The 23,779-nt window shown below is 71.2% G+C and carries 18 protein-coding genes; 10 read left to right on the forward strand and 8 right to left on the reverse strand.

Annotated features, from left to right (window positions below):
- Positions 1–12 precede the first annotated feature (12 nt).
- The 5 genes from V6S85_RS17500 (at position 13) to V6S85_RS17520 (ending at position 6,048) form a co-directional block, all read left to right on the forward strand.
- Positions 13–1,617, forward strand: a complete 1,605-nt coding sequence (locus V6S85_RS17500; protein ID WP_334349729.1) for an NAD(P)/FAD-dependent oxidoreductase — start codon at positions 13–15, stop codon at positions 1,615–1,617.
- Positions 1,618–1,646: 29 nt separating this feature from the next.
- Positions 1,647–2,045, forward strand: coding sequence for a c-type cytochrome (locus V6S85_RS17505; RefSeq protein ID WP_116566651.1), 399 nt, complete (start codon positions 1,647–1,649; stop codon positions 2,043–2,045).
- Between the two features lie 101 nt (positions 2,046–2,146).
- Positions 2,147–2,635: a RidA family protein gene (locus tag V6S85_RS17510; RefSeq protein WP_334349730.1), complete on the forward strand. Its 489-nt coding sequence runs from the start codon at positions 2,147–2,149 to the stop codon at positions 2,633–2,635.
- A 100-nt stretch (positions 2,636–2,735) separates the two neighbouring features.
- Positions 2,736–3,044: a UBP-type zinc finger domain-containing protein gene (locus tag V6S85_RS17515; protein WP_116487975.1), complete on the forward strand. Its 309-nt coding sequence runs from the start codon at positions 2,736–2,738 to the stop codon at positions 3,042–3,044.
- Between the two features lie 130 nt (positions 3,045–3,174).
- Complete coding sequence (locus tag V6S85_RS17520; RefSeq protein WP_334349731.1) at positions 3,175–6,048, forward strand: TonB-dependent receptor; 2,874 nt, start codon at positions 3,175–3,177, stop codon at positions 6,046–6,048.
- Between the two features lie 60 nt (positions 6,049–6,108).
- Here the strand turns inward: V6S85_RS17520 and V6S85_RS17525 are convergent, their stop codons facing one another.
- The 4 genes from V6S85_RS17525 to V6S85_RS17540 all read right to left on the reverse strand — a co-directional run bounded on the left by V6S85_RS17525 (position 6,109) and on the right by V6S85_RS17540 (position 9,310).
- Positions 6,109–7,782 carry an FAD-dependent oxidoreductase gene (locus V6S85_RS17525; protein ID WP_334349732.1) on the reverse strand — a complete coding sequence of 558 codons (1,674 nt, stop codon included), beginning with the start codon at positions 7,780–7,782 and terminating at the stop codon, positions 6,109–6,111.
- Positions 7,783–7,810: 28 nt separating this feature from the next.
- Positions 7,811–7,957 (reverse strand): hypothetical protein, encoded by a 147-nt coding sequence (locus V6S85_RS17530; RefSeq protein ID WP_334349733.1) that lies wholly within the window; start codon positions 7,955–7,957, stop codon positions 7,811–7,813.
- A 122-nt stretch (positions 7,958–8,079) separates the two neighbouring features.
- Positions 8,080–8,601: a Dps family protein gene (locus tag V6S85_RS17535; RefSeq protein WP_334349734.1), complete on the reverse strand. Its 522-nt coding sequence runs from the start codon at positions 8,599–8,601 to the stop codon at positions 8,080–8,082.
- Positions 8,602–8,722: 121 nt separating this feature from the next.
- Positions 8,723–9,310, reverse strand: coding sequence for a helix-turn-helix transcriptional regulator (locus tag V6S85_RS17540; protein ID WP_116487972.1), 588 nt, complete (start codon positions 9,308–9,310; stop codon positions 8,723–8,725).
- Between the two features lie 160 nt (positions 9,311–9,470).
- Here V6S85_RS17540 and V6S85_RS17545 point away from each other — a divergent pair, with 160 nt between their 5' ends.
- Positions 9,471–11,378 carry a PAS domain-containing sensor histidine kinase gene (locus V6S85_RS17545; protein ID WP_334349735.1) on the forward strand — a complete coding sequence of 636 codons (1,908 nt, stop codon included), beginning with the start codon at positions 9,471–9,473 and terminating at the stop codon, positions 11,376–11,378.
- Positions 11,379–11,600: 222 nt separating this feature from the next.
- Positions 11,601–12,011 (forward strand): (R)-mandelonitrile lyase, encoded by a 411-nt coding sequence (locus V6S85_RS17550; RefSeq protein ID WP_334349736.1) that lies wholly within the window; start codon positions 11,601–11,603, stop codon positions 12,009–12,011.
- A gap of 13 nt (positions 12,012–12,024) precedes the next feature.
- On the opposite strand, the gene V6S85_RS17555 is transcribed toward V6S85_RS17550, so the two are convergent.
- From V6S85_RS17555 to V6S85_RS17565, 3 genes are all read right to left on the reverse strand, one after another.
- Positions 12,025–12,675 carry a response regulator transcription factor gene (locus V6S85_RS17555; protein WP_334349737.1) on the reverse strand — a complete coding sequence of 217 codons (651 nt, stop codon included), beginning with the start codon at positions 12,673–12,675 and terminating at the stop codon, positions 12,025–12,027.
- A gap of 43 nt (positions 12,676–12,718) precedes the next feature.
- Positions 12,719–13,081, reverse strand: coding sequence for a response regulator transcription factor (locus tag V6S85_RS17560; protein WP_116566600.1), 363 nt, complete (start codon positions 13,079–13,081; stop codon positions 12,719–12,721).
- Positions 13,082–13,168: 87 nt separating this feature from the next.
- A complete protein-coding gene (locus V6S85_RS17565; RefSeq protein ID WP_334349738.1) occupies positions 13,169–13,603 on the reverse strand; it encodes a transcriptional repressor in 435 nt (144 codons plus the stop codon).
- Between the two features lie 168 nt (positions 13,604–13,771).
- On the opposite strand from V6S85_RS17565, the gene V6S85_RS17570 reads away from it, so the two are divergent.
- The 3 genes from V6S85_RS17570 to V6S85_RS17580 all read left to right on the forward strand — a co-directional run bounded on the left by V6S85_RS17570 (position 13,772) and on the right by V6S85_RS17580 (position 23,142).
- Complete coding sequence (locus V6S85_RS17570) at positions 13,772–14,677, forward strand: LysR substrate-binding domain-containing protein (RefSeq protein WP_116488211.1); 906 nt, start codon at positions 13,772–13,774, stop codon at positions 14,675–14,677.
- 155 nt (positions 14,678–14,832) lie between these two features.
- Entirely contained in the window at positions 14,833–17,013 is a 2,181-nt protein-coding gene (katG, locus tag V6S85_RS17575) for a catalase/peroxidase HPI (protein WP_116566602.1), read from the forward strand.
- A 174-nt stretch (positions 17,014–17,187) separates the two neighbouring features.
- Positions 17,188–23,142, forward strand: coding sequence for a hypothetical protein (locus V6S85_RS17580; RefSeq protein ID WP_334349739.1), 5,955 nt, complete (start codon positions 17,188–17,190; stop codon positions 23,140–23,142).
- Positions 23,143–23,164: 22 nt separating this feature from the next.
- Here the strand turns inward: V6S85_RS17580 and V6S85_RS17585 are convergent, their stop codons facing one another.
- Positions 23,165–23,674 (reverse strand): GNAT family acetyltransferase, encoded by a 510-nt coding sequence (locus V6S85_RS17585; protein WP_116566606.1) that lies wholly within the window; start codon positions 23,672–23,674, stop codon positions 23,165–23,167.
- Positions 23,675–23,779: the final 105 nt, after the last annotated feature.

A 23,779-nucleotide genomic window follows, 5' to 3' on the forward strand; every position in this document is an offset into this window, starting at 1 on the left:
ACGGGGTGGCGTATGGACGGTCGAGCGACTTCGGCATCTGGCGCGGTTCTGACGCGCCGACGGTTTTTCGAGAGCCTGGCGGCCTATGGCGGGGTGTCGCTGGCCATGGCCGGCATGGACGCCCTGGGCTACGGCTTCGCCTCGGCCCAGGCCGCCCCGCCCCCGCTGGAAGGCGGCGGCAAGGGGATCAAGGTGGTGGTGCTGGGCGCAGGCCTGGCGGGCCTGACCGCCGCCTATGAACTGACCAAGCACGGCTATGAGGTGCAGGTGCTGGAGGCCCGCGACTTCGCCGGCGGCCGCTGCCAGACCGCCCGCAAGGGCTTCCGCCACGTCGACCTCTTGGGCAACGACCAGACCTGCCAGTTCGACGAGGGCCTCTACATCAACCACGGCCCCTGGCGGATCCCGTACCACCACCGCTCGACGCTGCACTACACCAAGCTCCTGGGCGTGCCGCTGGAGAGCTTCGTCAACGACAACGACGCGGCCTACGTCTATTTCGAGAAGGGCGAGGGCCCGCTGAAGGGCAAGCCGGTCCGCAAGGGCGAGATCGCCGCCGACGCGCGCGGCCACGCCGCCGAGCTGATGGCCAAGGTCGCCTCCAAGGGCGGCCTCGACGGCGCCTTCACCACGCAGGACCGCGACCTCTTCGTCGCCTACATGGTCAACGAGGGTCGCCTGTCGCCAACGGACCTGGCCTATACAGGCACAGACGGCCGCGGTTTCGACGTCCATCCCGGCGCCGGCGTCTCGCCCGGCCCCGGCAAGCCCTCGACCCCGCGCAGCATGGCCGACGTGCTGCACTCGGGCGCCTGGCGCACCCTGACCTCGGTCGCCGGCTACGAGCAGCAGCGCACCATGCTCCAGCCGATCGGCGGCATGGACCAGCTGGCCAAGGCCTTTGAGCGCAAGGTGGCCGACAAGATCAGCTATTCCTGCGTCGTCGAGACCATCGGCCAGGACGCCAAGGGCGTGAAGATCGGCTACCGCGACGCCGCCGGCAAAAAAGCGCAGGTCGTCGCCGACTACTGCATCTGCACCATCCCGCTCAGCGTGCTGCGCAGCGTCGACATGCAGACCTCCAAGCCGTTCAAGGCGGCGATGGAGGGCGTGGCCTACGCACCGGTCAACAAGATCGGCCTGCAGATGAAGCGCCGCTTCTGGGAGGAGGACCACTTCATCTACGGCGGCCACATCTACAACGACATGCCCGGCATCGGCACGATCAGCCTGCCCTCGACCGGCTGGCAGAGCCAGAAGGGCGTGCTGCTGGGCTACTACTCGTTCGGCGGCGAGGCCGCGAAGATCAGCGCCAAGAGCCCGGCAGAGCGCGCCGCCTTCGCCGTGGCCGGCGGCCAGAAGGTGTTCCCCGAATACGCTGACAGTTACGAGAACGCCTTCTCGTTCTGCTGGCACCTGGCCGAGCACAATCTGGGCGGCTGGGCCGAGTGGGGCGAGGAAGGCCGCAAGACCGCCTATCCGGTGCTGTGCGAGCCCGACGGCCGCCTCTACCTGGCCGGCGAGCACCTCAGCTATCTCGGCGGCTGGCAGGCCGGGGCCATCGAGTCCGCCTGGCAGCAGATCGCCAAGCTGCACGCCCGCGTCCGCGCCGCGTGACGAACTCCATCCAGACCTTCGGAGACCTGATGCTTCGCCACGCTTTCCCGGCGCTCGCCACGCTCGCGCTCGCCTCGACCGCCGCCTCGTCGGCCCTCGCCGCCCCGCCCGGCCAGACCCTCTACGCCGACAACTGCTCGGCCTGCCACCAGGTCACCGGCAAGGGCGTCAAGGGCGCCTTCCCGGCCCTGGCCGGCTCGCCGCTGGTGCAGGGCGACGGCAAGTCGATGGCCAATGTCGTGCTCAACGGCCGCGCCGGCATGCCCGCCTTCAAGGACGACCTGTCCGACGCCGAGCTGACGGGCCTTCTGAACTACGTCCGCACCGCCTGGGGCAACAAGGGCAAGCCGGTCAGCTTCGCCGACGTCTCCAGCGTCCGCGCCCAGTCCAAGGCCGGCGCCAAGGCCCGCGGCCTGCAGGCCCACTAGTTCGCATAAAACCGCTAAATCCCCGCCTTCGCGGGGAAACTCGGAGCACGGGGACTGTCTGGTCCGCCCCCCCGATTTCGACTACAGAATGGAGCCGCCCAATGAAACGCCTCGCCCTCGCCCTCGTGGCGACCGCCGCCTTCGCCGCCCCCGCCTTCGCCCAGGAGATCGTCCGCGGCGGCGATCCCAAGTCGGCGATCGCCAGCGTCGTCACCGTGCCGGCCGGCTACGACACCATCTATGTCAGCGGCATGACCCCGCCGGTGGTCGACGCCAACGCCACGGGCGTGGCCAAGTTCGGCGACACCAAGACCCAGACCATCGGCGTCATCAAGCGCCTGGAAGACGCGCTCAAGAGCCAGGGCGCGACCCTGTCGGACGTGGTGATGATGCGCGTGCTGCTGGTCGGCGACCCGGCCAAGGACGGCAAGATGGACTTCGCCGGCATGATGGAGGGCTACAAGACCTTCTTCGGCACGGCCGAGCAGCCCAACAAGCCCTCGCGCATCACCAGCCAGGTCACCGCCCTGGTCGCCGACGGCATGCTGGTCGAGATCGAGGTCCAGGCCGCCCGCAAGCCGAAGAAGTAGCCCCGGCCGACCAAGAAAGGGTCGAGAGGCGCAAGCGCTCCGGACGGTTTGGCGGCATGATCGCCCAGACTGTCCGGACGCCAGGAGGAAGGCCCACCCGATGAGCTGCAGCCACCTCTCGACCATCGTCGTCGTCACGCCCAGCGCCGACGGCTGCGAGGAATGCCTCAAGACCGGCGGCTGGTGGGTGCACCTGCGCCTGTGCCGCGCCTGCGGCCACGTCGGCTGTTGCGACCAGTCGCCCAGCCGACACGCCAGCGCCCACTTCGCCGCCACCCAGCACCCGATCATCGAAGGCTACGACCCGCCCGAGGGCTGGGGCTGGTGCTATGTCGACGAGGTCATGTTCGACCTTACCGCCTACAAGACGCCCCACCCGCGCCCGATCAAGCGGTGGGTCGAGGGGTAGCGCTACCCGATCGGGTGTTGCCCGCAAAACGCCGTTCGCTCTACTGCCCGAATGATCTTCACGACTCTCGTCCATGGGCCGGCGGGAGACATCAGGGCGGGTCGGGGTGACCTCTAGAGAACGACAAGACTTGCTCCGTGGCCTGACGGCCGCCGCCTGCGCCTGGGCGCTGGCGGCGCCGGCCGTGGCGGCCGAGCGCATGGCCACCCTGGCCCTTCCCGCCCAGCCGCTGAACCAGGCCCTGGCCGAGCTTGGCCGCCAGGCGCGGGTCGACATCCTGGTCTCGGCCGCCGTGGTCGGCGACCGGCGCGCGCCGCCGCTGCGCGGCCGCCTGACGCCCAGCGAGGCCCTGGATCGGCTGCTGGCGGGATCGGGCCTCGAATACCAGGCCGTCGAGTCCGGCGCCTATGTCGTGCGCGCCCGGCGCGGCGCGGCGCCCGAAGCCGAAGGGCCCGTCGCCCTGCCCGAACTGCTGGTGGTGGGCGTACGCACCCAGAACGTCGACCAGCGGCGCGATCCCGACGACATCCAGCCCTATCGCGTCTTCGAGCGCAGCACGCTGCGCACCGCCCAGGCCCTCTCGGCCGACGACTTCCTGCAAACCTGGCTGACCAGCAACGGCGACAGTCGCCAGTCCATCCCGCGCCCCGGCCGCGGCATTCCGCCGTCGCGCTCCAACTTCGCCTTTCGCGACTCCAACGCCCAGGAAAAGACCCTGGTGCTGGTCGACGGGCGGCGCATGCCCGCCATCCCCAACTACAACCGGCTGGCGCAGGCCGACGTGGGACCGATCCCGCTTGGGGCGATCGGCCGTATCGAGACCCTGGCTTCCAGCAGCGGCGCCCTCTACGGCCTGGGCGCGGTCAACGGCGTGGTCAACCTGGTGCTCGACCGCGACTATCGCGGCGCCGAGGTCGCCGTCACCGCCGGCGCCAGCAAGGGCGGCGACGGCGGATATGGCCGCTTCGACGCCCGCCTCGGCTACAGCACCGACGACGGAAACACGGCGGTGATGGTCCGCTACGGCCAGAAGCGCTTCAACGGCGTCGCGATCGGCGACCGGTCGGAAGCCTACGCGCCGCTCGACGGATCGTCGCTCAAGGTCGGCCAGAGCTACAGCCGGTCGCCCGGGAACGGCATCACCCTGTTCGGGGTCAACGGTCCGTTCACGGTCGGCGGCGTCTCGATGTCGCAGACCTACATCCCGGCCGACTACGACGGCTCGACGCCGATCGATACGGTGCTGATCCAGAACGCCGGCAAGGCGGCCCCGGGGCTGGCCCCGGCCCACAGCGCCCGCCCGCTGTCCAACGACAGTCGCACCGACGCCGTCCTGATCAATCTGCGCCAGAAGCTGTGGCGCGGCGCCGAGGCCTATCTGGACTACATCTACCTGGCCAGCCTCGACACTTTCCCTACCGTCACCGGCGCGTTCTACACCACGCTGACGCCGGGCCAGGGGACGGCTTCGATGCTCTCGGGTTCGAGCCCGATCGAACTCGTCGCGCCCATCCCCTTCGTCCTGGGAACCCAGTCCGCCCGGATGATTTCGCGCCGTTTCACCGGGGGCCTGGTGTTCGACCTGCCCGCGCGCTGGCGGGGCGGCGTCGACTACGCCGTGGGCAGCGTACGCGCCAATCAGCGCATCGACGACATGGGCTACGAGGCCCTGGCCTGGTCGACCGTCGCCAGCGGGGTCGCCCCCGCCGACGGCCGGCCGGTCCCCAACCCCTTCGGCGACCAGGCCGGGTTCCTGGCCGACCTGGCGCGCTACAAGGCGCCCTGGGCGGGAAGCGACCCCTACGCCTCCTCGCGGCTCGAGGACATCTCGCTGCGCGCCTCCGGACCGATCGCCCGGATCGGAGACCGCGACCTGACGCTGTCGCTGACCGCCCAGCAGCTGTGGGAGGCCATGCCGAGCTTCCCTCCCAACCGCACCAACCACCTCTCGAGCCGCACGCGATCGGTCTTCGCCGAACTGCGCGCGCCGCTGGAAGGGGTGCTCGGCGTCAGGGGCCTGGAACTGCAGGCGGCGGCGCGACGCCAGGTCGGCCGGATCCTGATCTCCGAAGGATCGCCCGCCAAGCCGATAGAGAAGTCCGCCGACCTCTTCCTGCTCGGCGCGAAGGCCGAGCCCAGGCCCGGCCTGGTCCTGCGCGCGTCCTACGCCCAGGGCGCGCAACTGCCCGAGCCCTACCTGCTCACGGCCACCACCAGCCTGACCACCAGCGGCGCGATCGATCCCAAGCGCGACCCTCGCCAGCCCGTCTATGCCGAAGGATGGTTTCCCATCGTCTGGGGCGCCCCGGCCGACCTGCGCCCCGACCAGACGCGGACCTACTCGGCCGGCGCGGTGCTGACCTCGCCGCTGATCCCGCGCACGCGCCTGTCGATCGACTATACCCGCATCGAGGGCTACGACCTGATGGTCGCCGTGCACAGGAGCGTCGACCTCTACATCCTCAACGAGGACCTCTATCCCGGCGCCGTCGTCCGCGCCCCGCTCACCGACGCCGACCGCGCCAAGGGCTATACGGGCGGCCGGATCATCGAGGTGCGCGACCTCAACGAGAACACCGGCTCCAGCCTGATGCAGTCGGTGGACATGGTCGCCGAGCACGACCTGGACCTGGCGGGCGGACGCCTCGGCCTCAGCGCCGCCCTGACCTGGCAGCCGACCCTGCTGAACTACATTCCGCCGGCCAGCACCGCCTACAAGCGCGCCCCCTACGGCGCTCCCCCGAAATGGCGCGGCGCGATCGGAGCCCGCTGGTCGAGCCGACGCTTCGCCGCCTCGGCCACCGTCCGCTATGTCGACGCCGACCTCGCGATGGCGCTGCCCGACAACACCACGATCGACCTGTCCCTGGCCTTCGAGCTTCCCCGGCCGCCCGGCGCGTCCGAGACCGAACTGCGGCTGGGCGTGCGCAACCTGCTCGACCGCTGGTCGGACGACGACCCGCTGAAGCGCCGGCTCGAAGCCACCCTGATCGCGCGGTTCTAGAGCATTGTCCGACGAAGTGGATTCCGGTTCGTCGTCAGAAAATGCGTCAAAACAAAAGCTCTACACCGCCCGCAGCGCCTCCAGGTCGCGGTGGATCGCCGAGACCACCACCGAGCCCTCGCCGACCCCGGCCGCCACCCGCTTGATCGAGCCCGAGCGCACGTCGCCGACCGCATAGACGCCCGGCCGTTCGGTCTCGTAGGCCGAACGGGCGCCGGGGACCTGGCCGCTCTCGCCGGTCAGGACGAAGCCGCGCTCGTCCAGGTCGATGCAGCCGCGCAGCCAGTCGGTGTTGGGCTCGGCGCCGATCATCACGAACAGCGCCCCGGCGTCGACCACCGTCTCCTGTCCGCTGCGATGGTCGGTCCAGCCGATCCGCCTCAGGGTGCGCTCGCCCTCCAGGCGGGAAACCTCGCTGAACGGATGCAGGGTGATGCGGGCCGAGCCCTCGATGCGCTGGACCAGATAGTCCGACATGGTCGCCGCCAGCCCCTCGCCGCGCACCAGCATGTGCACGTGGCCGACGGTGCGCGACAGGAACATCGCCGCCTGGCCGGCCGAGTTGCCGCCGCCGACCACCACCACCGCCTGGCCCCGGCAGAGATCAGACTCCATGGCCGTGGCGGCGTAGTGGATGGCCTGGCCGTCGAAGCGGTCGTAGCCCTCGACGTCCAGCTTGCGGTAGCGCGCGCCCGAGGCGATCACCACCGCCCGCGCCAGCAGGGTCTGGCCGTCCTCCAGCTTCAGGCGGTAGGGGCGCTTGTCGCACTCGACCCCGACCACGGCCCGCGACACCGCCAGCCGCGCCCCGAACTTCTGGGCCTGCACCTGGGCGCGGCCGGCCAGGGCCTGGCCCGATATGCCGGTGGGAAAGCCCAGATAGTTCTCGATCTTCGAGCTCGCCCCGGCCTGGCCGCCGGGCGCCAGCCCTTCCAGGATCACCGTCGCCAGTCCCTCCGACGCCGCGTAGGTCGCCGCCGACAGGCCCGCCGGCCCCGCCCCGACCACCGCCACGTCGAACACCGCCTGCGGGTCGAAGCGCTCGGTCATGCCCAGCCGGTCGGCCAGGGCCATGGTGTCGGGATTGAGCAGCAGGCTGCGGTCGGGCAGCACCACGGCCGGCAGGTCGGCGACGTCTAGGCCATGGCGGCCCATGCAGCCGGAGGCGGCCTCGTCGCTCTCCACGTCGACCAGTCGCAGGGGATAGCCGTTGCGCACGGCGAAGCGCTCGATGCGCAGGGTCTCGGGATCGTCGGGCCGGCCGATCAGCACGATCCCCGCCTCGCCGTGGTGCAGGAAGCCCATGCGGCGCAGGATGAAGGCCCGCATGACGATCTCGCCGATGTCGGGCTCGGCCGCCATCATCCGCGGCACGTCCCTGTTGGCCACCCGCACCACCCGGCCGTCGGTCAGGGCCCGGGCCCCGACCAGCAGGGCGCGGGCGTTGATCTGGTCGAGCTCGCCGCTGAACTGGCCGGCCCGGTGGATGGTCAGGATCTCGTCGTCGCCCTCCTCGCCGGTGCGGGTGATGCCAACCTGCCCGTCCAGCACCAGGAAGAAGTCGGCCCTCCGGTCGCCGCGCCGAAACAGCACCTGGCCCTTGGCGATGGCCTCCTCGACGCCGTAGCCGGCAAGGCGCTCGGCCATCTCGGGCGACAGCACGGGAAAGATCTGGGCGGTGCGGGCGTAGGGGTCGTCGGGGGCGAGCGGCTTGGTGGCGATGATATCGGTCACGGCGGGCCTCCTGGCGGTCCTTCGAACCCTAGTTCACGGAACGCCGCGAGGCGATGTCTTGAACGGAAACAGCGGAGCGATCGGGCGCGCCGCGCGGCGCCACAGCGGCGAAGGCCGTCAGCGCCAGGAGGGCGGCGGTCGCGGCGCTGAGCGCCAGTTTCTGGAAGCCGTTCACGAGCAACGCCCCTTGGTTGGAAAAGGAGGCGGCCCCGCCGGCCGCCGGGGGGGGAGGTGCGGCGGGCGGGGCCTTTTCGGGGTCTCGGCCTGGGGGGAGAGGTTCCAAGACCCCGAGGGGCGTCAGGCGCGGTCGCGGCGACCAGCCTCGAACAGGAACCAGACGCGCTTTTCGGTCTCGTCGATCCAGTTCTCCAGCAGGCTGGCGGTGGCGATGTCGCCGTGCTCGTCGCAGGCGGCGTGCACCGCCCGCATGGCCGCGGCCAGGCCGCCGTTGTCGTCGCGCAGCTCGGCCAGCATGTCGTGCGGCTCCACGTAGTCGGCGTCGTTGTCGAGCACCCGCTGGGCGCGGGCGATGTGGCCGATCGAGCGCAGGGTCGTGCCGCCCAGCTTGCGCACGCGCTCGGCGATGGGGTCGGTCATGGCGTACAGTTCGTCGCCCTGCTCGTCGAACATCAGGTGGTAGTCGCGGAAGTGCGGGCCCGAGACGTGCCAGTGGAAGTTCTTGGTCTTGATGTAGAGGGCGAAGACGTCGGCCAGCAGCGCGGTCAGGGCCGAGGAGATGTCCTTGGCGGCGGCCTCGCCCAGGCCCGTGGGGGTGGTCAGCGGGGCCAGGCGGCGGGTGCGGGCGGTTTCGATGTCCATGGTCGTCTCCTTCGAAGGCGGGGCCAGCGCCGCGCCGTTGAGATCATCCTTGCGCCTGAAAAGGCGGGCGCTCTTGGCGCGAGGCGCGCCGGCTTGAACGTCGGCGCCGCCGCGAAGCGGTTCAGGCCCGGCGCAGCGAACCCATCACCAGGGCCCGGCCCCAGGGGCGGTTCTCGCGCCGCCAGACATTGGGGGTCTGGCCGGTGTGGCGGCGGAACAGGCGCGTCAGGTGGGCCTGGTCGGCCAGGCCGCAGACGGCGGCGATATGGGCCAGGCTCTCGTCGGTCTCCAGCATCATCGCCTGGGCGTGCTCCAGCCGGCGGCGCATGATGTAGGCGTGCGGCGTCTCGTCGGTGCTGACCTTGAAGGCGCGGCAGAAATAGCTGGCCGAAAGGCCCACGCGGCCCGCCAGCACGGCGACCGAGACGGTCGAGCCGATATGGGCCTCCACATGCGCCGCCACCGCCCGGATCTGCCAGCCGGCCAGGCCGCCGCGCGCCGGGCCCGAGGACCGCACCCGCGAGCCGGGCAGGAAGCTGCGCTCTTCGCGCTGGACGGCGGTGTTCAGCACCACCGCCAGCCGGTCGAGCATCTCGCGGGCCGAGCCCAGGTCGGCCTCGAGGGCGGCGCGGGCCTGCTCGACCAGCCAGATCGCCTGGGGCGCGTTGGGAAGCGGACGGGCCGCCTGGGTGTCGATGGATTGCAACATGGCTCCGGCCTCCTGCCGCCTCGAATGACCGCAACCCTAGCGAGGGTCGCCCATCCGACACACCGAACGGACGTTGACCGCGCGTATCGACTTGGTTGGTCCGCCCCAGACCTTGGTAGGGGGTCCCGGCCTGGGCCAGGCTTGCGCTATGAATCGCCTGATGCGCTTTTCGCCCTTCCCCTCGTCGCGGCCCTCGGCGGTCGGCCGTCGCCTGCGTCTGGCCGGCGCGGCCCTGATCGCGGCGGCCGTGTTCGTCATCGACACCTTCACCCCGCTCTCCAGCGCGGTGGCGGTGCTCTATGTCCTGGTGCTGCTGCTGGTTGGCGAGGAGCTGCCCGGCCGCAGGCTCTGGGTCGTCACCCTGGCCTGCGCGGCCATGGCCACGATCAGCTTCGCTTTCGCGCATGGGGAAGACGTCGAGCTGGCCCCCACCCTGCGCCTGATGGTCAGCCTGGCGGCGCTGGGCGTGGCGGCCTTCCTGACCGGCCGCAACCTGGCGGCCCGCGAGATCCTGCAGGCCCAGGCCCGGCTGCTCGACGTCACCTCCGACGCGATCTTCATCCGCGACGCGCAGGGCCGCGTCACCTTCTGGAACCGCGGCGCCGAGCGGCTCTACGGCTGGACCCGCGACGAGGCGCTGGGCCAGGACGCCCACCGCCTGCTGGCGACCGCCCTGCCCGCCCCCTCCGAAGAGATCGCCGCCCTGGTGGCCCGCGACGGCGCCTGGCAGGGCGAGGTCGGCCAGCGCCGCAAGGACGGCGCGCCCCTGGTGGTGCTCAGCGAATGGATCCTGGAGCGCGACGAGACCGGCGCCCACGCCCTGCTGGAGAGCAACACCGACATCTCCGACCTGCGCCGCGTCGACGAGGCCCTGCGCCGCAGCGAGGCCCGCTACCGCACCATCTTCAACACCCTGGCGGTGTCGATCTGGGAACACGACTTCCGCCCGGTGAAGGCCGCCCTCGACGACCTGCGCGCCCAGGGCGTCGCCGATCTGGCCGAGCACCTGGCCCGCAATCCCGAGGTCGCCCGCCAGATCAAGACCAGGGTCGGCATCACCGACGTCAACGCCACGGCCCTGAAGATGATGGGCGTCGCCGACAAGGCCGGCTTCTTCCAGCGCCTCGACGAGCTTTTGCCCGAGACCGACGACAGCTTCGCCCAGTTCCTGATCGCCTTCGACGCCGGCGCGCCGCGCTTCGAGACCGAGACCACCGTGCGCAGCCGCACCGGCGAGATGATCCCGGTCATGGTCGCCCTGAACTTCCCGTCCGACTCCCAGGGCCTCGACCGCGTCCAGGCCTCGATCGTCGACCTGACCGAGCAACGGCGGATGCAGGAGCGCCTCGACCGCGCCCGCGCCGAACTGGAGCACGCCCTGCGCGCGGCGACGCTGGGGGTGCTGTCGGCCTCGATCGCCCACGAGGTCAACCAGCCCCTGGCCGCCATCTCCAACGCCGCCGGCGCCGCCCAGCGCTGGCTCGACCGCGAGACCCCCGACCTCGACGAGGCCAAGGAGGCCGTCGCCGACGTCGTCCACGCCGCCGCCCACGCCGCCGAGGTGGTGCGCGGCATCCGCGGCCTGATCGCCCAGACCCCCGCCGACCGCGCGCCCCTGCCGCTCGACGGCCTGCTGGCCGCCTCGGCCGGCTTCGTCCGGCGCGAGATCGCCGAGCACGGCGTCGATCTGGTCCTCGACCCGCAGGCGCCCGACACCGTCGTCCACGGCGACCGCGTCGTGCTTCAGCAGGCCCTGGTCAACCTGATGCTCAACGGCGTCCAGGCCATGGCCGCCGTCCCCGTCGAGGCCCGCCGCCTGCACGTCCGCTCGCGCCGCGAGGGCGGCGAGGCCGTGATCGAGATCGCCGACACCGGCCCCGGCTTCCCGCCCGACGCCGCCGACCGCGCCTTCGAGGCCTTCTTCACCACCAAGCCCGGCGGCATGGGCCTGGGCCTGGCCATCTGCAGCTCCGCCGTCGCCGCCCACGACGGCCGCATCGCGCTCCTGCCGCCAGCGGCGGGCGAGAGCGGCGCGCGGATCGAGGTGCGCCTGCCGGCGGTGACCTGACGGCTCGCCATCGATGAGCCTGGCTCATCACCCCATGGAGCGCCGCGCCGCTAATCGCCCCGCCGGCCCGCTGCTAGATTACCCCGACGATTTCACCGCTCGGAGAGCCTCATGCCGGACAGGCGAACCGTTTCGGCCCTCGGCCTCGGCGCCCTGTGCTGGAACCTGCTGCCGGGCCTGGCGAGCGCATCGAGCCGCCCGACATCCTCAAGGGAGAAAGCCATGATCCTCAAGCGCGCGGGCAGCCAGCCGTCGCAGAAGGGCTCCGCCGACTGGTTCACCGGCCAGGTGCGCCTTGACCCGCTGCACACCGCCCAGGCCCCGGCCCGTGTCTCGGCCGCCAGCGTCACCTTCGAACCGGGCGCCCGCACGGCCTGGCACACCCACCCGCTGGGCCAGATCCTGGTGGTCACCGCCGGCTGCGGCTGGACCCAGTGCGAGGGTGAGGACATCGTCGAGATCCGCGCCGGCGACGTCGTCGTCTGCCCGCCCGGCCACCGCCACTGGCACGGCGCCACGCCGACCACCTCGATGACCCACATCGCCATCCAGGAGGCGCTGAACGGCTCGCCCGTGACCTGGATGGAGCATGTCACCGACGCCCAGTACCTGGCCGGCCCGCCCAAGGCCTGACGACGGCCAGGGCCTAGCCGCCCGCCCGATCGCGCTCCAGGGCCTCGGCCATGCGCACCAGTTCGGCGAAGGATCCCGCGCGCATCTTCTTCATCAGGCTGCCGCGGTGCAGCTTGACGGTGATCTCCTGCAGGCCCAGCTCGCCGGCCACCTGCTTGTTGAGCAGGCCGGCGGTGACAAGGGTCATGACCTGCTGCTCGCGCGGGGTCAGGGCGTCGAAGCGGGCCTTCACCTGCGCGACGTCGCGGGCCAGGGCGCGGCGTTTTCCGTCCTTGGCGAGGGCGGCGGTCACGGCGTCGATCATGTCCTGGTCACGGAACGGCTTGGCGAGAAAGTCGACGGCGCCGGCCTTCATCGCCCGCACGGTCATCGGCACGTCGGCATGGCCGGTCATGACGATCACCGGGGCCCGCACGCCGCGCGCGGCCAGGGTCTCCTGGAGGTCGAGGCCGCTCATCTTGGGCATGCGCACGTCCACCAGGATGCAGCACGGGGTGTCGGGCAGGGCCGCGTCGAGCAGTTCGCCAGCCGAGCCGTAGAGCGCCGTGCGCAGGCCCACCGACCGGAACAGCTTGTCCATCGAGCCGCGGAACATCTCGTTGTCGTCGACGACCAGCACGGTCTGCACCGTCTCGTCGTTCCGGCTCTCGGCCTTGCCAGGCATAGCCCTCTCCCCTTCCCCCAGGCCCGCCCTCGGGCCCCGATCTTCAAGCCTCGTCGAGCATCCGCCTCAAGGTCGCCTCGATCCGGTCGGGCGCACAGGGCTTTTCGAGAAAATCCCGCGCCCCGGCGCCCATCGCCTGGTCGCGCATGTCCGGAAAGGCGGTGACCACCACCACCGGCAGGTCCGGGTGGCTGGCCTGCAGCCGGCGCAGCAGATCGAGGCCCGAGATCTCCGGCATGTGGATGTCGGTGACCACGCAGCCCCAGGCCTCCGGGCCCGAGGCCAGGAAGCTGGCCGCCGAGCCGAAGACGCCGACCTCCAGCCCGAACGAGCGGATCAGTCGCGCGAGGCCCGAGCGGACAAGGGCGTCGTCGTCGATGACGGCGATGGCGCGCCGGCGGGACATGGCGTTTCTCTAAGCACGCCCGTTACATGGACGCTGACGGGGACTGGATTAGACCACCGCCCCCGCGCCCGACACCCATACGCTGGTTTATCCCCCGCTCGCCGGCCCGTTCTCACGGCGCATGACCACCACCACCTCCACCCCGCCCGGGCGTCTGGCCAAAGCGTCGCGCAGCATGGCCAGCAGGGTCTCGGGCGAGACGTGCAGGTCGACGATCCGCGCGGTGTCCTCGTAGATCAGGTGGAAGTGCGGCTCGGGCTGGGTGTCGAACACCGGCTCGGCCGTGGTGGTCGGCAGCCGGCCCAGCAGGCCGTGATCGGCGAAGGCCTCGACCTGGCGGGCGATCTCGGCCGGCGGCATGGCCAGGCCCGCCTCCGCCGCCAGCTCGGCGATCTCGGGCGCGGTCAGGTGCGTCTCCTCGGAGGCGCGCAGCAGCGCCAGCAGACGCGAGGTCGGGCCGCGGCAAGGCAGGCCCGCGCGACGCAGCTCGTCCTGCAGGACGGCGTCCACGGCATGGGGCATCGACAGGCGTCCTCCCGGGGGCGAAGGACGGTCACGATCGTTTGCGCGTCGCGACCTCTTCCTCGCGTCCGTATCTCGGCGAGCTTGGCGCAACGGACCGTGGAAAAGAAGTTTCAAAGATCAATGATCGCGATAGGCTGCGGCTATCGAGAACCGGGAACCGGCGGCATGAACCTGCGCGATCTCCGCTATCTGCTGGCCGTGGCCGAGCACGAGCATTTCGGCCGCGCCGCCCGCGCCTGCGGCGTCAGCCAGCCCACCCTGTCGGTGCAGATCCGCAAGCTGGAGGACCTGCTGGGCGTCGTCCTCTTCGAACGCGGCGGCAAGACCGCCACCCCGACCGCCGCCTGCCGACAGCTGCTCGACCACGCCCGCGCGGCGGTGACGGCGGCCGAGGCCGTGCTGGCCACCGCCCGCAGCCTGCGCGACCCGCTGGCCGGCCGCTTCCGCCTGGGCGTCATCCCCACCCTCGCCCCCTACCTGCTGCCCCTGGTGTTCGGCCCGCTGCGCGAGGCCCTGCCCGCGCTGGAGCTGGAGCCGTGGGAGGACCAGACCGCCGCCCTTCTGGAACGCCTGCGCGCCCACGAACTGGACGCCGTGCTGCTGGCCACCGACGAGACCGCGCCCGACCTGATGGGCGCGCCGCTGTTCGCCGAGCCGTTCCTGGCCGCCCTGCCGCCCGACCATCCGCTGGCCGCGCGCGAGGCCGTGGCCGAGACGGATCTGGCCCGCGACATCCTTGTGCTGTCGGACGGCCACTGCCTGCGCGACCAGGCGCTGGAAGCCTGCGGCCAGACCACGGCCCTGGGCGCCTCGCTGCGCGCCTCCAGCCTGACCACCCTGCTGAACATGGTCGCCGCCGGCTACGGCACCACCCTGATCCCCGGCCTGGCGGCCGGCGCGGCCCAGGACGCTGGCATCGTGCTGCGGCCGCTGTCCACCTGGACGGGCCGCACCATCCGCATCGTCTGGCGCGCCCAGTTCCCCCAGCGCCCCGCCGCCGAGGCCGTGGGCGAGGTCATCGCCCGCCGCCTGCGGGGATATACCGAGAGCACCGCCGCCGACGCCGCCTGAAGATCGGCCGACGGCGGACGAAACGATCGGCAAGGGTTGGCCGCGTCTATCGAAGCGATAGGAACAATCAATTGTACCAATGGCTGAAAGGGCGCGTTGACTAGGCCCGACGGGGGAAATGGCGAACGCAACAAGCCAACCGGAGGAAGCCGACAATGGATGGGAACGTCGATCCTAAAGCGCAGGGCCAGTGCCCGGTCGGCCATGGCCGCGGACGAGCGAACCGCGACTGGTGGCCCCAGCACCTCAGCCTCGAAAGCCTGAACCAGCACAATCCACGCTCCAATCCGCTCGGCGCGTCCTTCGACTACGCGCAGGCCTTCCACAGCCTCGACCTCAATGCGGTGATCGCCGACCTGCACGCGCTGATGACCGACAGCCAGGACTGGTGGCCCGCCGACTTCGGCCACTATGGCGGCCTCTTCATCCGCCTGGCCTGGCACAGCGCCGGCACCTATCGCACCAGCGACGGCCGCGGCGGCGCCGGCGGCGGCCAGCAGCGCTTCGCCCCGCTCAACAGCTGGCCCGACAACGCCAATCTCGACAAGGCCCGCCGCCTGCTGTGGCCGATCAAGCAGAAGTACGGCGCCAAGCTCTCGTGGGCCGACCTCTACGTGCTCGTGGGCAACGTCGCCCTGGAATCCATGGGCTTCAAGACCTTCGGCTTCGGCGGCGGCCGCGCCGACCAGTGGGAGCCCGAGGAGCTCTACTGGGGTCCTGAAGGCAGCTGGCTCGGCGACGAGCGCTACAGCGGCGAGCGCCAGCTGCATCCGTCCCTGGGCGCGGTGCAGATGGGCCTGATCTACGTCAATCCCGAAGGCCCCAACGGCAATCCCGACCCGAAGGCGGCCGCGCGCGACATCCGCGACACCTTCGCCCGCATGGCCATGAACGACGAGGAAACCGTCGCCCTGATCGCCGGCGGCCACAGCTTCGGCAAGACCCACGGCGCGGGCGATCCGTCCTTCGTCGGCGCCGAGCCCGAGGGCGGCGAGATCGAGGCGCAAGGGCTGGGCTGGAGCAGCAAGCACGGCACGGGGATCGGCGCCGACGCCATCACCGGCGGGCCGGAAGTGATCTGGACCCAGACCCCGACGAAGTGGAGCAACCACTTCTTCGAGAACCTCTTCAAGTTCGAGTGGGAGCTGCACGAAAGCCCCGCCGGCGCCAAGCAATGGCGGGCCAAGGACGCCCCGGCCGACATCCCCGACGCCTACGACGCGTCCAAGACGCACGTGCCGCGGATGCTGACCACCGACCTCGCCCTGCGCTTCGACCCGGAATACGAGAAGATCTCGCGCCGGTTCCTGGAGAACCCCGACCAGTTCGCCGACGCCTTCGCCCGCGCCTGGTTCAAGCTGACCCACCGCGACATGGGCCCCAAGCAGCGCTACCTCGGCCCGCTCGTGCCGGAAGAGACCCTGATCTGGCAGGACCCGATCCCGGACGTCGACCATCCGCTGGTCGACGGCGCCGACGTCGCCGAGCTGAAGCGCCAGATCCTGGCCTCGGGCCTGTCGATCTCCGAACTGGTCTCGGCGGCCTGGGCCTCGGCCTCGACCTACCGGGGCTCGGACAAGCGCGGCGGGGCCAACGGCGCCCGCATCCGCCTGGCCCCGCAGAAGGACTGGGAGGTCAACGACCCGCCCACCCTGGCCAAGGTCCTCGGCGTACTGGAAGGCATCAAGGCGAAGTTCGACGCCGGCGCCGAAGGCGGCAAGAAGATCTCGCTGGCCGACCTGATCGTGCTGGGCGGCGCCACGGCCGTCGAGGAAGGCGCCAAGGCGGCCGGCTCGCGGATCAGCGTGCCCTTCGTCCCCGGGCGCGCCGACGCCTCGGCCGAGCAGACCGACGCCGACAGCTTCGATCCGCTGGAGCCGCTGTCCGACGGCTTCCGCAACTATCGCCGCGAAGGGACCCAGTTCATGGCCCCAGAGGAGGCCCTGGTCGACCGCGCCCAACTGCTGCGGCTCTCGGCGCCCGAAATGACCGTCCTGGTCGGCGGTCTGCGGGTGCTGGGCGCCAACGCCGGCGGCTCCAAGGCCGGGGTGTTCACCGAGCATCCGGGCGTGCTGAGCAACGACTTCTTCGTCAACCTGCTCGACATGGGCACGACCTGGAACCCGACGGCGGTCAACGCCTTCGCCGGCGCCCCCCGGACCGGCGGCGACGCCCGCTGGACCGCCACCCGCGTCGACCTGATCTTCGGCTCCCACGCCGAGCTTCGGGCCCTGGCCGAGGTCTACGGCTCGGCCGACGCCCAGGACAAGTTCGTCACCGACTTCGTGGCGGCCTGGAACAAGGTCATGAACGCCGACCGGCTTGACCTGAAGTAGACGGCGACAGGACGTCGATCTCCGGGGCGCTGGTCGAAAGGCCCGCGCCCCGTTTCATATCCGGCCCACCGCGTGCAGGAACTGACCAGGGCGCGAGGATATATCCCGGAGCATCTGGACGTTGCTTCACGGCAAAGCTAGACGCCATCTCAGTTGATGTCCCGGGGGGCGTACATGCTTCAGTTGAATGGTCTCAAGGCGCGGAGCCTGCGCGCGCGCCTGCTCGGTTGCAGCCTGGCGGCCCTGGCCGCGGGCGTGGGAAGCTCGGCCTGGGCGGCCTGCTCGCCCCTGCCCATCGTCCTGAACGGCGTCACCACCTGCACCGGCGCCACGGTCGGCGGCCTGACGATCGACAGGTCCAGCCGCATCATCGTGGCCTCCGGCGCCAGCCTTTCGGCCGCCTCGGGCGACGTCGCCGCCCTGCGGGTCTTCACGCCGCAAGGCTCCAGCGGGACCTACGCCACGCTCGACGTCCAGGGCGTGATCTCGGGCGGCTCGGCGGCGGGCCTCGTCATCGAGCACAACAACAATCCGGCGGTGTACATCCCCCCGTCGCAGCTGAACATCACCGTCGGCGCCAACGGCGTGATCGAGGGCGCGACCGCCATCCGCTTTCCGACGTCGCTCTATCAGGGATCCCTGTACTCGACGCTGAACAACAGCGGCACGATCCGATCGACCTCGGGGCCGGCCATCGTCAGCGCCAGCACGAGCAGCGGCGGCTTCTACACGATTACCAACAACGCCACCGGCTTCATCGGCGGCATACTGGCGCCGGTGGACGCCATCACCAACGCCGGCGTGATCGACGGCGGCTCGAACGCGGCCATCGGCCGGCCCTCCGGTTCCAGCTACTACGGCTATCTCCAGCGGCTGACCAACACCGGACAGATCCGCTCCAACAGCGCCGCCGCGACGGTCACGGCGACCTTCAACACCACCATCAACAACAGCGGCGTGATCGCCAACGCCGGCTCCGGCCTGGCCCTGGACGTCGATAGCAGCGCGGGCGTGACCAACAACGCCGGCGGCGTCATCTCCAGCGCCGGCGCCGTGGCGATCCGCAGCGCCGGAGCCAGCCTCTACAACCGTGGTTCGATCATCGGCTCGTTCGTCTCGACGGGCGCTTACTACCAGACCACCGTCAACACGACCGGCGGCACGATCCAGGGCGACGTGCTGCTCGGTTCCGGCGACGACACCGTGTCGGGCACGCTCGACGCCACGACCGGCCGCTTCCGCGAGATCACCGGTCGGGTCGACGGCGGCGCCGGCCGCAACACCTTGAACTTCCTGGTAGACCAGAGCTTCACCCTGGGCGCGACCCTGCCCGGCGCGGGCTATGTCGGCTTCCAGGACTGGCGCCTGACCCTGGCCAGGGACGTCGTGCTCACCCTCGACGGCGAGGCGCCCGACATGCTGGTGACCGGCTACGGCTCGCTGGTCTCCAACGGCGCGGTCACCTCGACCGGCACGGCCTTCGGGACCTACTACGACAGCAACTACTACGGGTCCGGCGACAACGGCCTGTCGTTCATCAACAACGGCTCGATCACCAGCACGGTCGCCCCGCCCTCGCCGGGCTACTACGGGCCAGCGGCGATCAACCTGTCGAACCTGAAAAGCTTCATCAACAACGGCTCGATCGTCTCCAGCGGCGCCGGCGTCGTCGCCTCGCTGAACTACGACGTCGAAGGCTTCGTCAACCACGGCTCGATCAACGCCGTGGGCACGGCGCTCTATGTCAGCGGTTCGCCGTTCCGCAACACCGGGACCATCCGCTCCAGCGGCGACCGGGGCGTCTATGTCAGCCTGGGCGGCGGCGTGGTGATGACCACCACCTCGACGAACGAGGGCCAGATCGAAGGCGCGTCGAGCGGCGTGCACGTGTCGTACGTGATCCTCGCCAACAGCGGCGCGATCACCGGAACCAACGGCGTTGGCGTGCTGCTCGACAGCTCCTCGCGCCTGGACAATCTGGCCGGCGGCGTGGTCACCGGCTCCAAGGGCGGGGTGCGCGCGGGCTCGGGCGGCATCGTCAGCAACGCCGGGACCATCAACGGCGACGTCATCTTCACGGGGGGCGGGACCTACATCGACGATGGCGGCTTGCTGAACGGCTCGCTGACCTTCAGCAACGACGCCGACACCCTGATCACCGACCTCGACCGCTTGAAGGACGGCAAGCTCGCCTTCCTCACCGGCGCGATCGATGGCGGAGCGGGCGAAGATCGGCTGGTCCTTCGCGCGGGCCAGGACGCCAAGGTGAACCTCGAACTGCCGACCGGCTTCGACACCGCGGGCTTCGAACTGCGGGACGGCGCCAAGGTCGAGGCCGTGATCGACAAGCCGCTGGCCGCCATGGTCACCATCTCCGGCAACGGCGCCGTCGACCTGACGGCCGACATCACCACGACCGGCGGCGCCATCCGCGTAACCGAGCCGTACGGGACCTGGGGCGAGGCCAGCAAGGTGAACCTCACCAGCCGCGGCGCGCTGAACTTCACGGAACTCTACTACAGCTACTACGGCTCGGCGGCGGTCAGCCTGTTGGGGAACTCCAGCTTCGAGAACGTCGGCACGATCCATGTCACGGCGGCGCCGCCGGCTTGGGGGGGAACGACGCCCGCGGCGGCCGTCGCCTATGGCGACACCGTCACCAACTCCGGCACGATCACGCTGGACGGCGGCGTCGGCGTGTTCGGCGCCGGCACGGTCGTCAACACCGGCGAGATCCGCCAGGCCGAGGGCGGCCGCACGGCGGCCGGCGTGCAGGCCGTCGGCAAGCTGGAGAACAGCGGCGTCATCGAGGTCGCCGGCGTCGCCGTCTCGTCGGGGAACTATTCCACCCAGGTGAACGTCGAGAACACCGGCGTCATCCGCAGCACCGGCGGTACGGCCATCCAGGGCAACTTCGCGCCGGTGACGATCGTCAATGGCGCCGGCGGCCTGATCGAGGCCCAGACCGCCGCGATCAACGCCTCCTACCACGCCGACACGCTGCGCAACGACGGAACCATCGTCGGCATCATCGACATGGGCTCGGGCGACGACCGCATCGAGAACTACGGAACCATCCGGGGCCCGGTCTACCTGCGCGACGGCAACGACACCTTCGTGCAGTGGGTCGGAGCCACGATGACCGGGATCGTCGACGCCGGCGCGGGCCTCGACACGCTGACCATCGACTCCACCGGCGGCGGCTCGGTCGACGGCGCCAACTTCATCAACTTCGAGCGCTACACCCAGATCGGCGACGGCGAGCTGACCTATTCGGGCCGCTTCACGCCGGGTCCGATCAACCTGGCCGGCGGCGGCGCCAAGGTCCTGGCCGGGACCACCGTGAACACCTCGGGCCCGCTGTCGTTCGTCGGCTCGGCGTCGCAGGAGCGGATCACGATCGAGGGCTCGGTGTCGGGCGGCCTGTCGCTGGGCGGCGGCGCCGACAGCGTGGTCAATCGCGGCGCCATCGGCGGCTCGGTCCTGCTGGGCTCCGGCGACGACACCTATACCGAACGCGCCGGCGCCACCCTCGCGGGCGTGCTGGACGGCGGCCTCGGCGTCGACACCTTCCTGCTGGAGCTGGCGGGCGATCACGCCGGGCTGCGCGCCCGCACGGGCTTCGAGCGCCTGGGCGTCAGCGGCTCGGGCGTGCTCGGCCTGACCCTCGACCAGAACTGGGACAGCGTCGCCCTCGACGGCGCGGGCGTGAACCTGGCCCTGAACGGCTTCACCGTCGGCGCGATCCTCGGCGGCGACGCGGACGAAAGCGTGACCCTCGACGGCGACGTGGCCGACATCCGGCTGGGCGGCGGCGCCGATCGCCTCACCCTGGCCGCCGCCACCATCGCCGGCGTCAAGGACGGCGGCCTGGGCGACGACGTCCTGACCCTGACCGCCGCGGGCCCGGCGCTGCTGACCGGCGTGGTCAGCGGCTTCGAGCGCATCGACGTCGCGAGCGGTTCGCTGTCGGTGGCCGGCGCGCTCGGCGCCAGCGGCGAGAAGATCGCTTTCGGCGACGGCGCCCAGACCCTGACCGTGCTGTCGGGCGGCGTGCTGAAGGGCGCGATCGACCTGGGGGCCGGCGACGACAACCTGCATCTGCAGGCCGGCGGTCGCCTGGAGGGCCAGGTGTTCGGCGGCGCGGGCTCGGATCTCGTCCGCATCGACCTGCTCTCCGACCTGACCCTCGACGGCGCGCAGCTGCAGCAGTTCGAGACCCTTCAGGTCACGGGCACGGGCGCGCTGAACTTCACCGGCTCGGCCAGGTTCGACCGCCTGCTCACCTCCAGCCTGACGCTGAACGTCGGCGCCGGCGCGGGCCTGTCGACGGGATCGGTCCAGATGAGCGGCGACAACAACCTGGTCACCGTGGCCGGCCAGTTCGCCGGCGCCCTCGACCTGGGCGCGGGCGACGACGTCCTGCGCCTGCTGTCGGGCTCGAGCTTCACCGGCGGCGCCAGCGGCGGGGCCGGCTACGACCGCCTCGAACTGGCGCTCGGCGGAACCGAAGCGGCCCCGATCGCGCTGGGCTCGACCGCCTTCACCGGCTTCGAGGCCCTCAGCCTTCAGTCGGGCGTCGTCTCGCTGGCGGGCGACTACGGCTTCGACAGCGTCACCGTGGCGGGCGGCCGGCTGATCGGCCTGGCCGGCTCGCGCCTGTCGGCCGCCAACATCCTGGTGCAGAGCGGCGCGACCTTCGGCTCGGCCGGGTCGGTGGTCGGCAACGTCACCGTCAACGGCGTGCTCAGCCCCGGCGCCTCGCCCGGCACGATGACGCTCACCGGCAACCTGACCATGGCGAGCGGTTCGTCGGCGGTGTTCGAACTGGGCGCGACCAGCGACAGGCTGGACGTCTCGGGCGCGGTATCGATCGCCTCGAACACCACCCTCAAGCTGGTGGGCGACAAGCTGCTGGCCCCGGGCCGCACGCTTGACCTGATCACGGCCGGCGGCGGCCTCACCGGCCGCTTCACCAGCGTCGAGGGGGCGCAGGCGCTGAACGTCCACCTGCGCCAGAGCTCCGATCGCCTGCAGGCCGTCGGCCTGTTCATCAACGACCAGAGCCTGCCCGGCCAGGCCGCCGACGCCGTCGGCGCGTTCAACGCCGCGATCGTGGCCAACACGGCCAGCGCGACCCTGGTCGCGGCCATGCCGACCCTGACCCTGGCCTCGACCGGCCGCAGCGACGGCGCCGCCCTGATCCGCGTCACGCCGCAGGCCTACGCCTCGGCCCTGCAGCTGGGAACCGAGAACGGCCTGACCATCGTCGACGCCGCCCGCGCCCAGTCGGCCTCGGCGCCCGAGACCGCCGGCCTGTTCGGCTTCGGCCAGGCCATGCTCAACCGCCGCACCCTGGACGGCGACGCCGCCGAGGGCGTGGCCGGCGGCAAGGTCGACGGCGCCGGCGTGCTGGCCGGCGTCGGCTACGGCGCCCGCCAGGCCTGGGCCGGCGGCTTCGTCGGCTATCTCGACGGTCGCGAGCGCCTGGGCGGCCTGGACGCCCGCACCGAGACCCGCAGCTTCGTGGCCGGCGTGCAGGGCGGCCTCGGCTTCGGCGCCTTCGCCCTGGGCGGCGTCCTGGCCCACGACAGCGCCGAGGCCGACACCCGCCGCGCCCTGCCGGGCGGGGCCTCGGCCAGCGCCGAGGACTACAAGCTCAAGACCTGGTCGGCCGACCTCAACCTGACCTACGCCGCCGCCCTGAACGGCGACTGGCTGCTGGCGCCCAGCGTCGGCGTCAGCTGGATCCAGGCGCAGCGCGCGGCGGTCAGCGAGACCGGCGGCGGGGCCTTCGCCCTGTCGGTGAACAAGGAGCGCCTCTCCAGCCTGTTCGTCGACGCCCAGGTCACCCTGATCGGCGGCCAGGCGGCGGACGCGCGCCTGCGCCCGTACGCCTCGCTCGGTCTGCGCAGCCTGGTCGACGGCGACGGCGTCAGCTCGACGGCCAGCCTTGGCGGCGTCCAGCTGCGTGCGGTCGGCGTCGCCCGCGCCGACACCCTGGCCACGGCCGGGGCCGGCGTGAGCTATCGGGTCAAGCCGAACGTCTCGGTCTCGGCCCGCTACGCCGGCGAGTTCGGCGACGGCGGCCGCCAGTCGGCCCTGCTTGGCGTGCAGTGGGCCTTCTGACCGGCCTCACCGCCAGCAACCTTCAGCCGCCGGCGCGTCCGCGTCGGCGGCTTTTGTCTTTGCGGTCCTCGGCGTCGTCGTCTTCGCCGACCTTCTCCTCGACCGCGGCCGAGAAGCGCTGGTAGGCGCCCAGCCCCACAAGGACCAGCACCGAGGCGACCAGCAGCATGGTCGGGTAGACCAGCTGGGAGACATCGCCCCGCGCGGTCTTGAACACCACCACCAGCGCCTCGAGGAACAGGGCGATGACGATGGTCGACAGGAACTTGGTCAGGCTGCGCCGGGCCTCGGCCGCGCTGCGTCTTTCGCTGTCGCGCCGCACCTCGTCCTCGAACAGGTACTTGGCCACGTCGAACACGGCGATCGCCACGATGATGTAGCCCAGCACGTCCAGCACCGCCTCCGCGCCCGACTGCTCGGGATTGCGCACGCCGGCGATCGCCTCGTTGATCCCCAGGGCCACCAGGCTCATGGCCGCCAGCATCAGCAGCAGGCTGGCGCCGGCGAAGACGGCGCGGGTCACATAGATCACGGCGGACTCCCGAAGGTCCGGCCCGAGCGGAGCCGGTCGCGGGGCATCAACGTTCGCCGCCCCGCTCCGGTTCGCCGCCCCGGACGCCGCCGCGGACGCCGCCGG

It is taken from the genome of Caulobacter sp. CCNWLW153 (genome assembly GCF_036889365.1).
In the GTDB taxonomy this organism is placed as follows: Bacteria; Pseudomonadota; Alphaproteobacteria; order Caulobacterales; family Caulobacteraceae; genus Caulobacter; species Caulobacter radicis.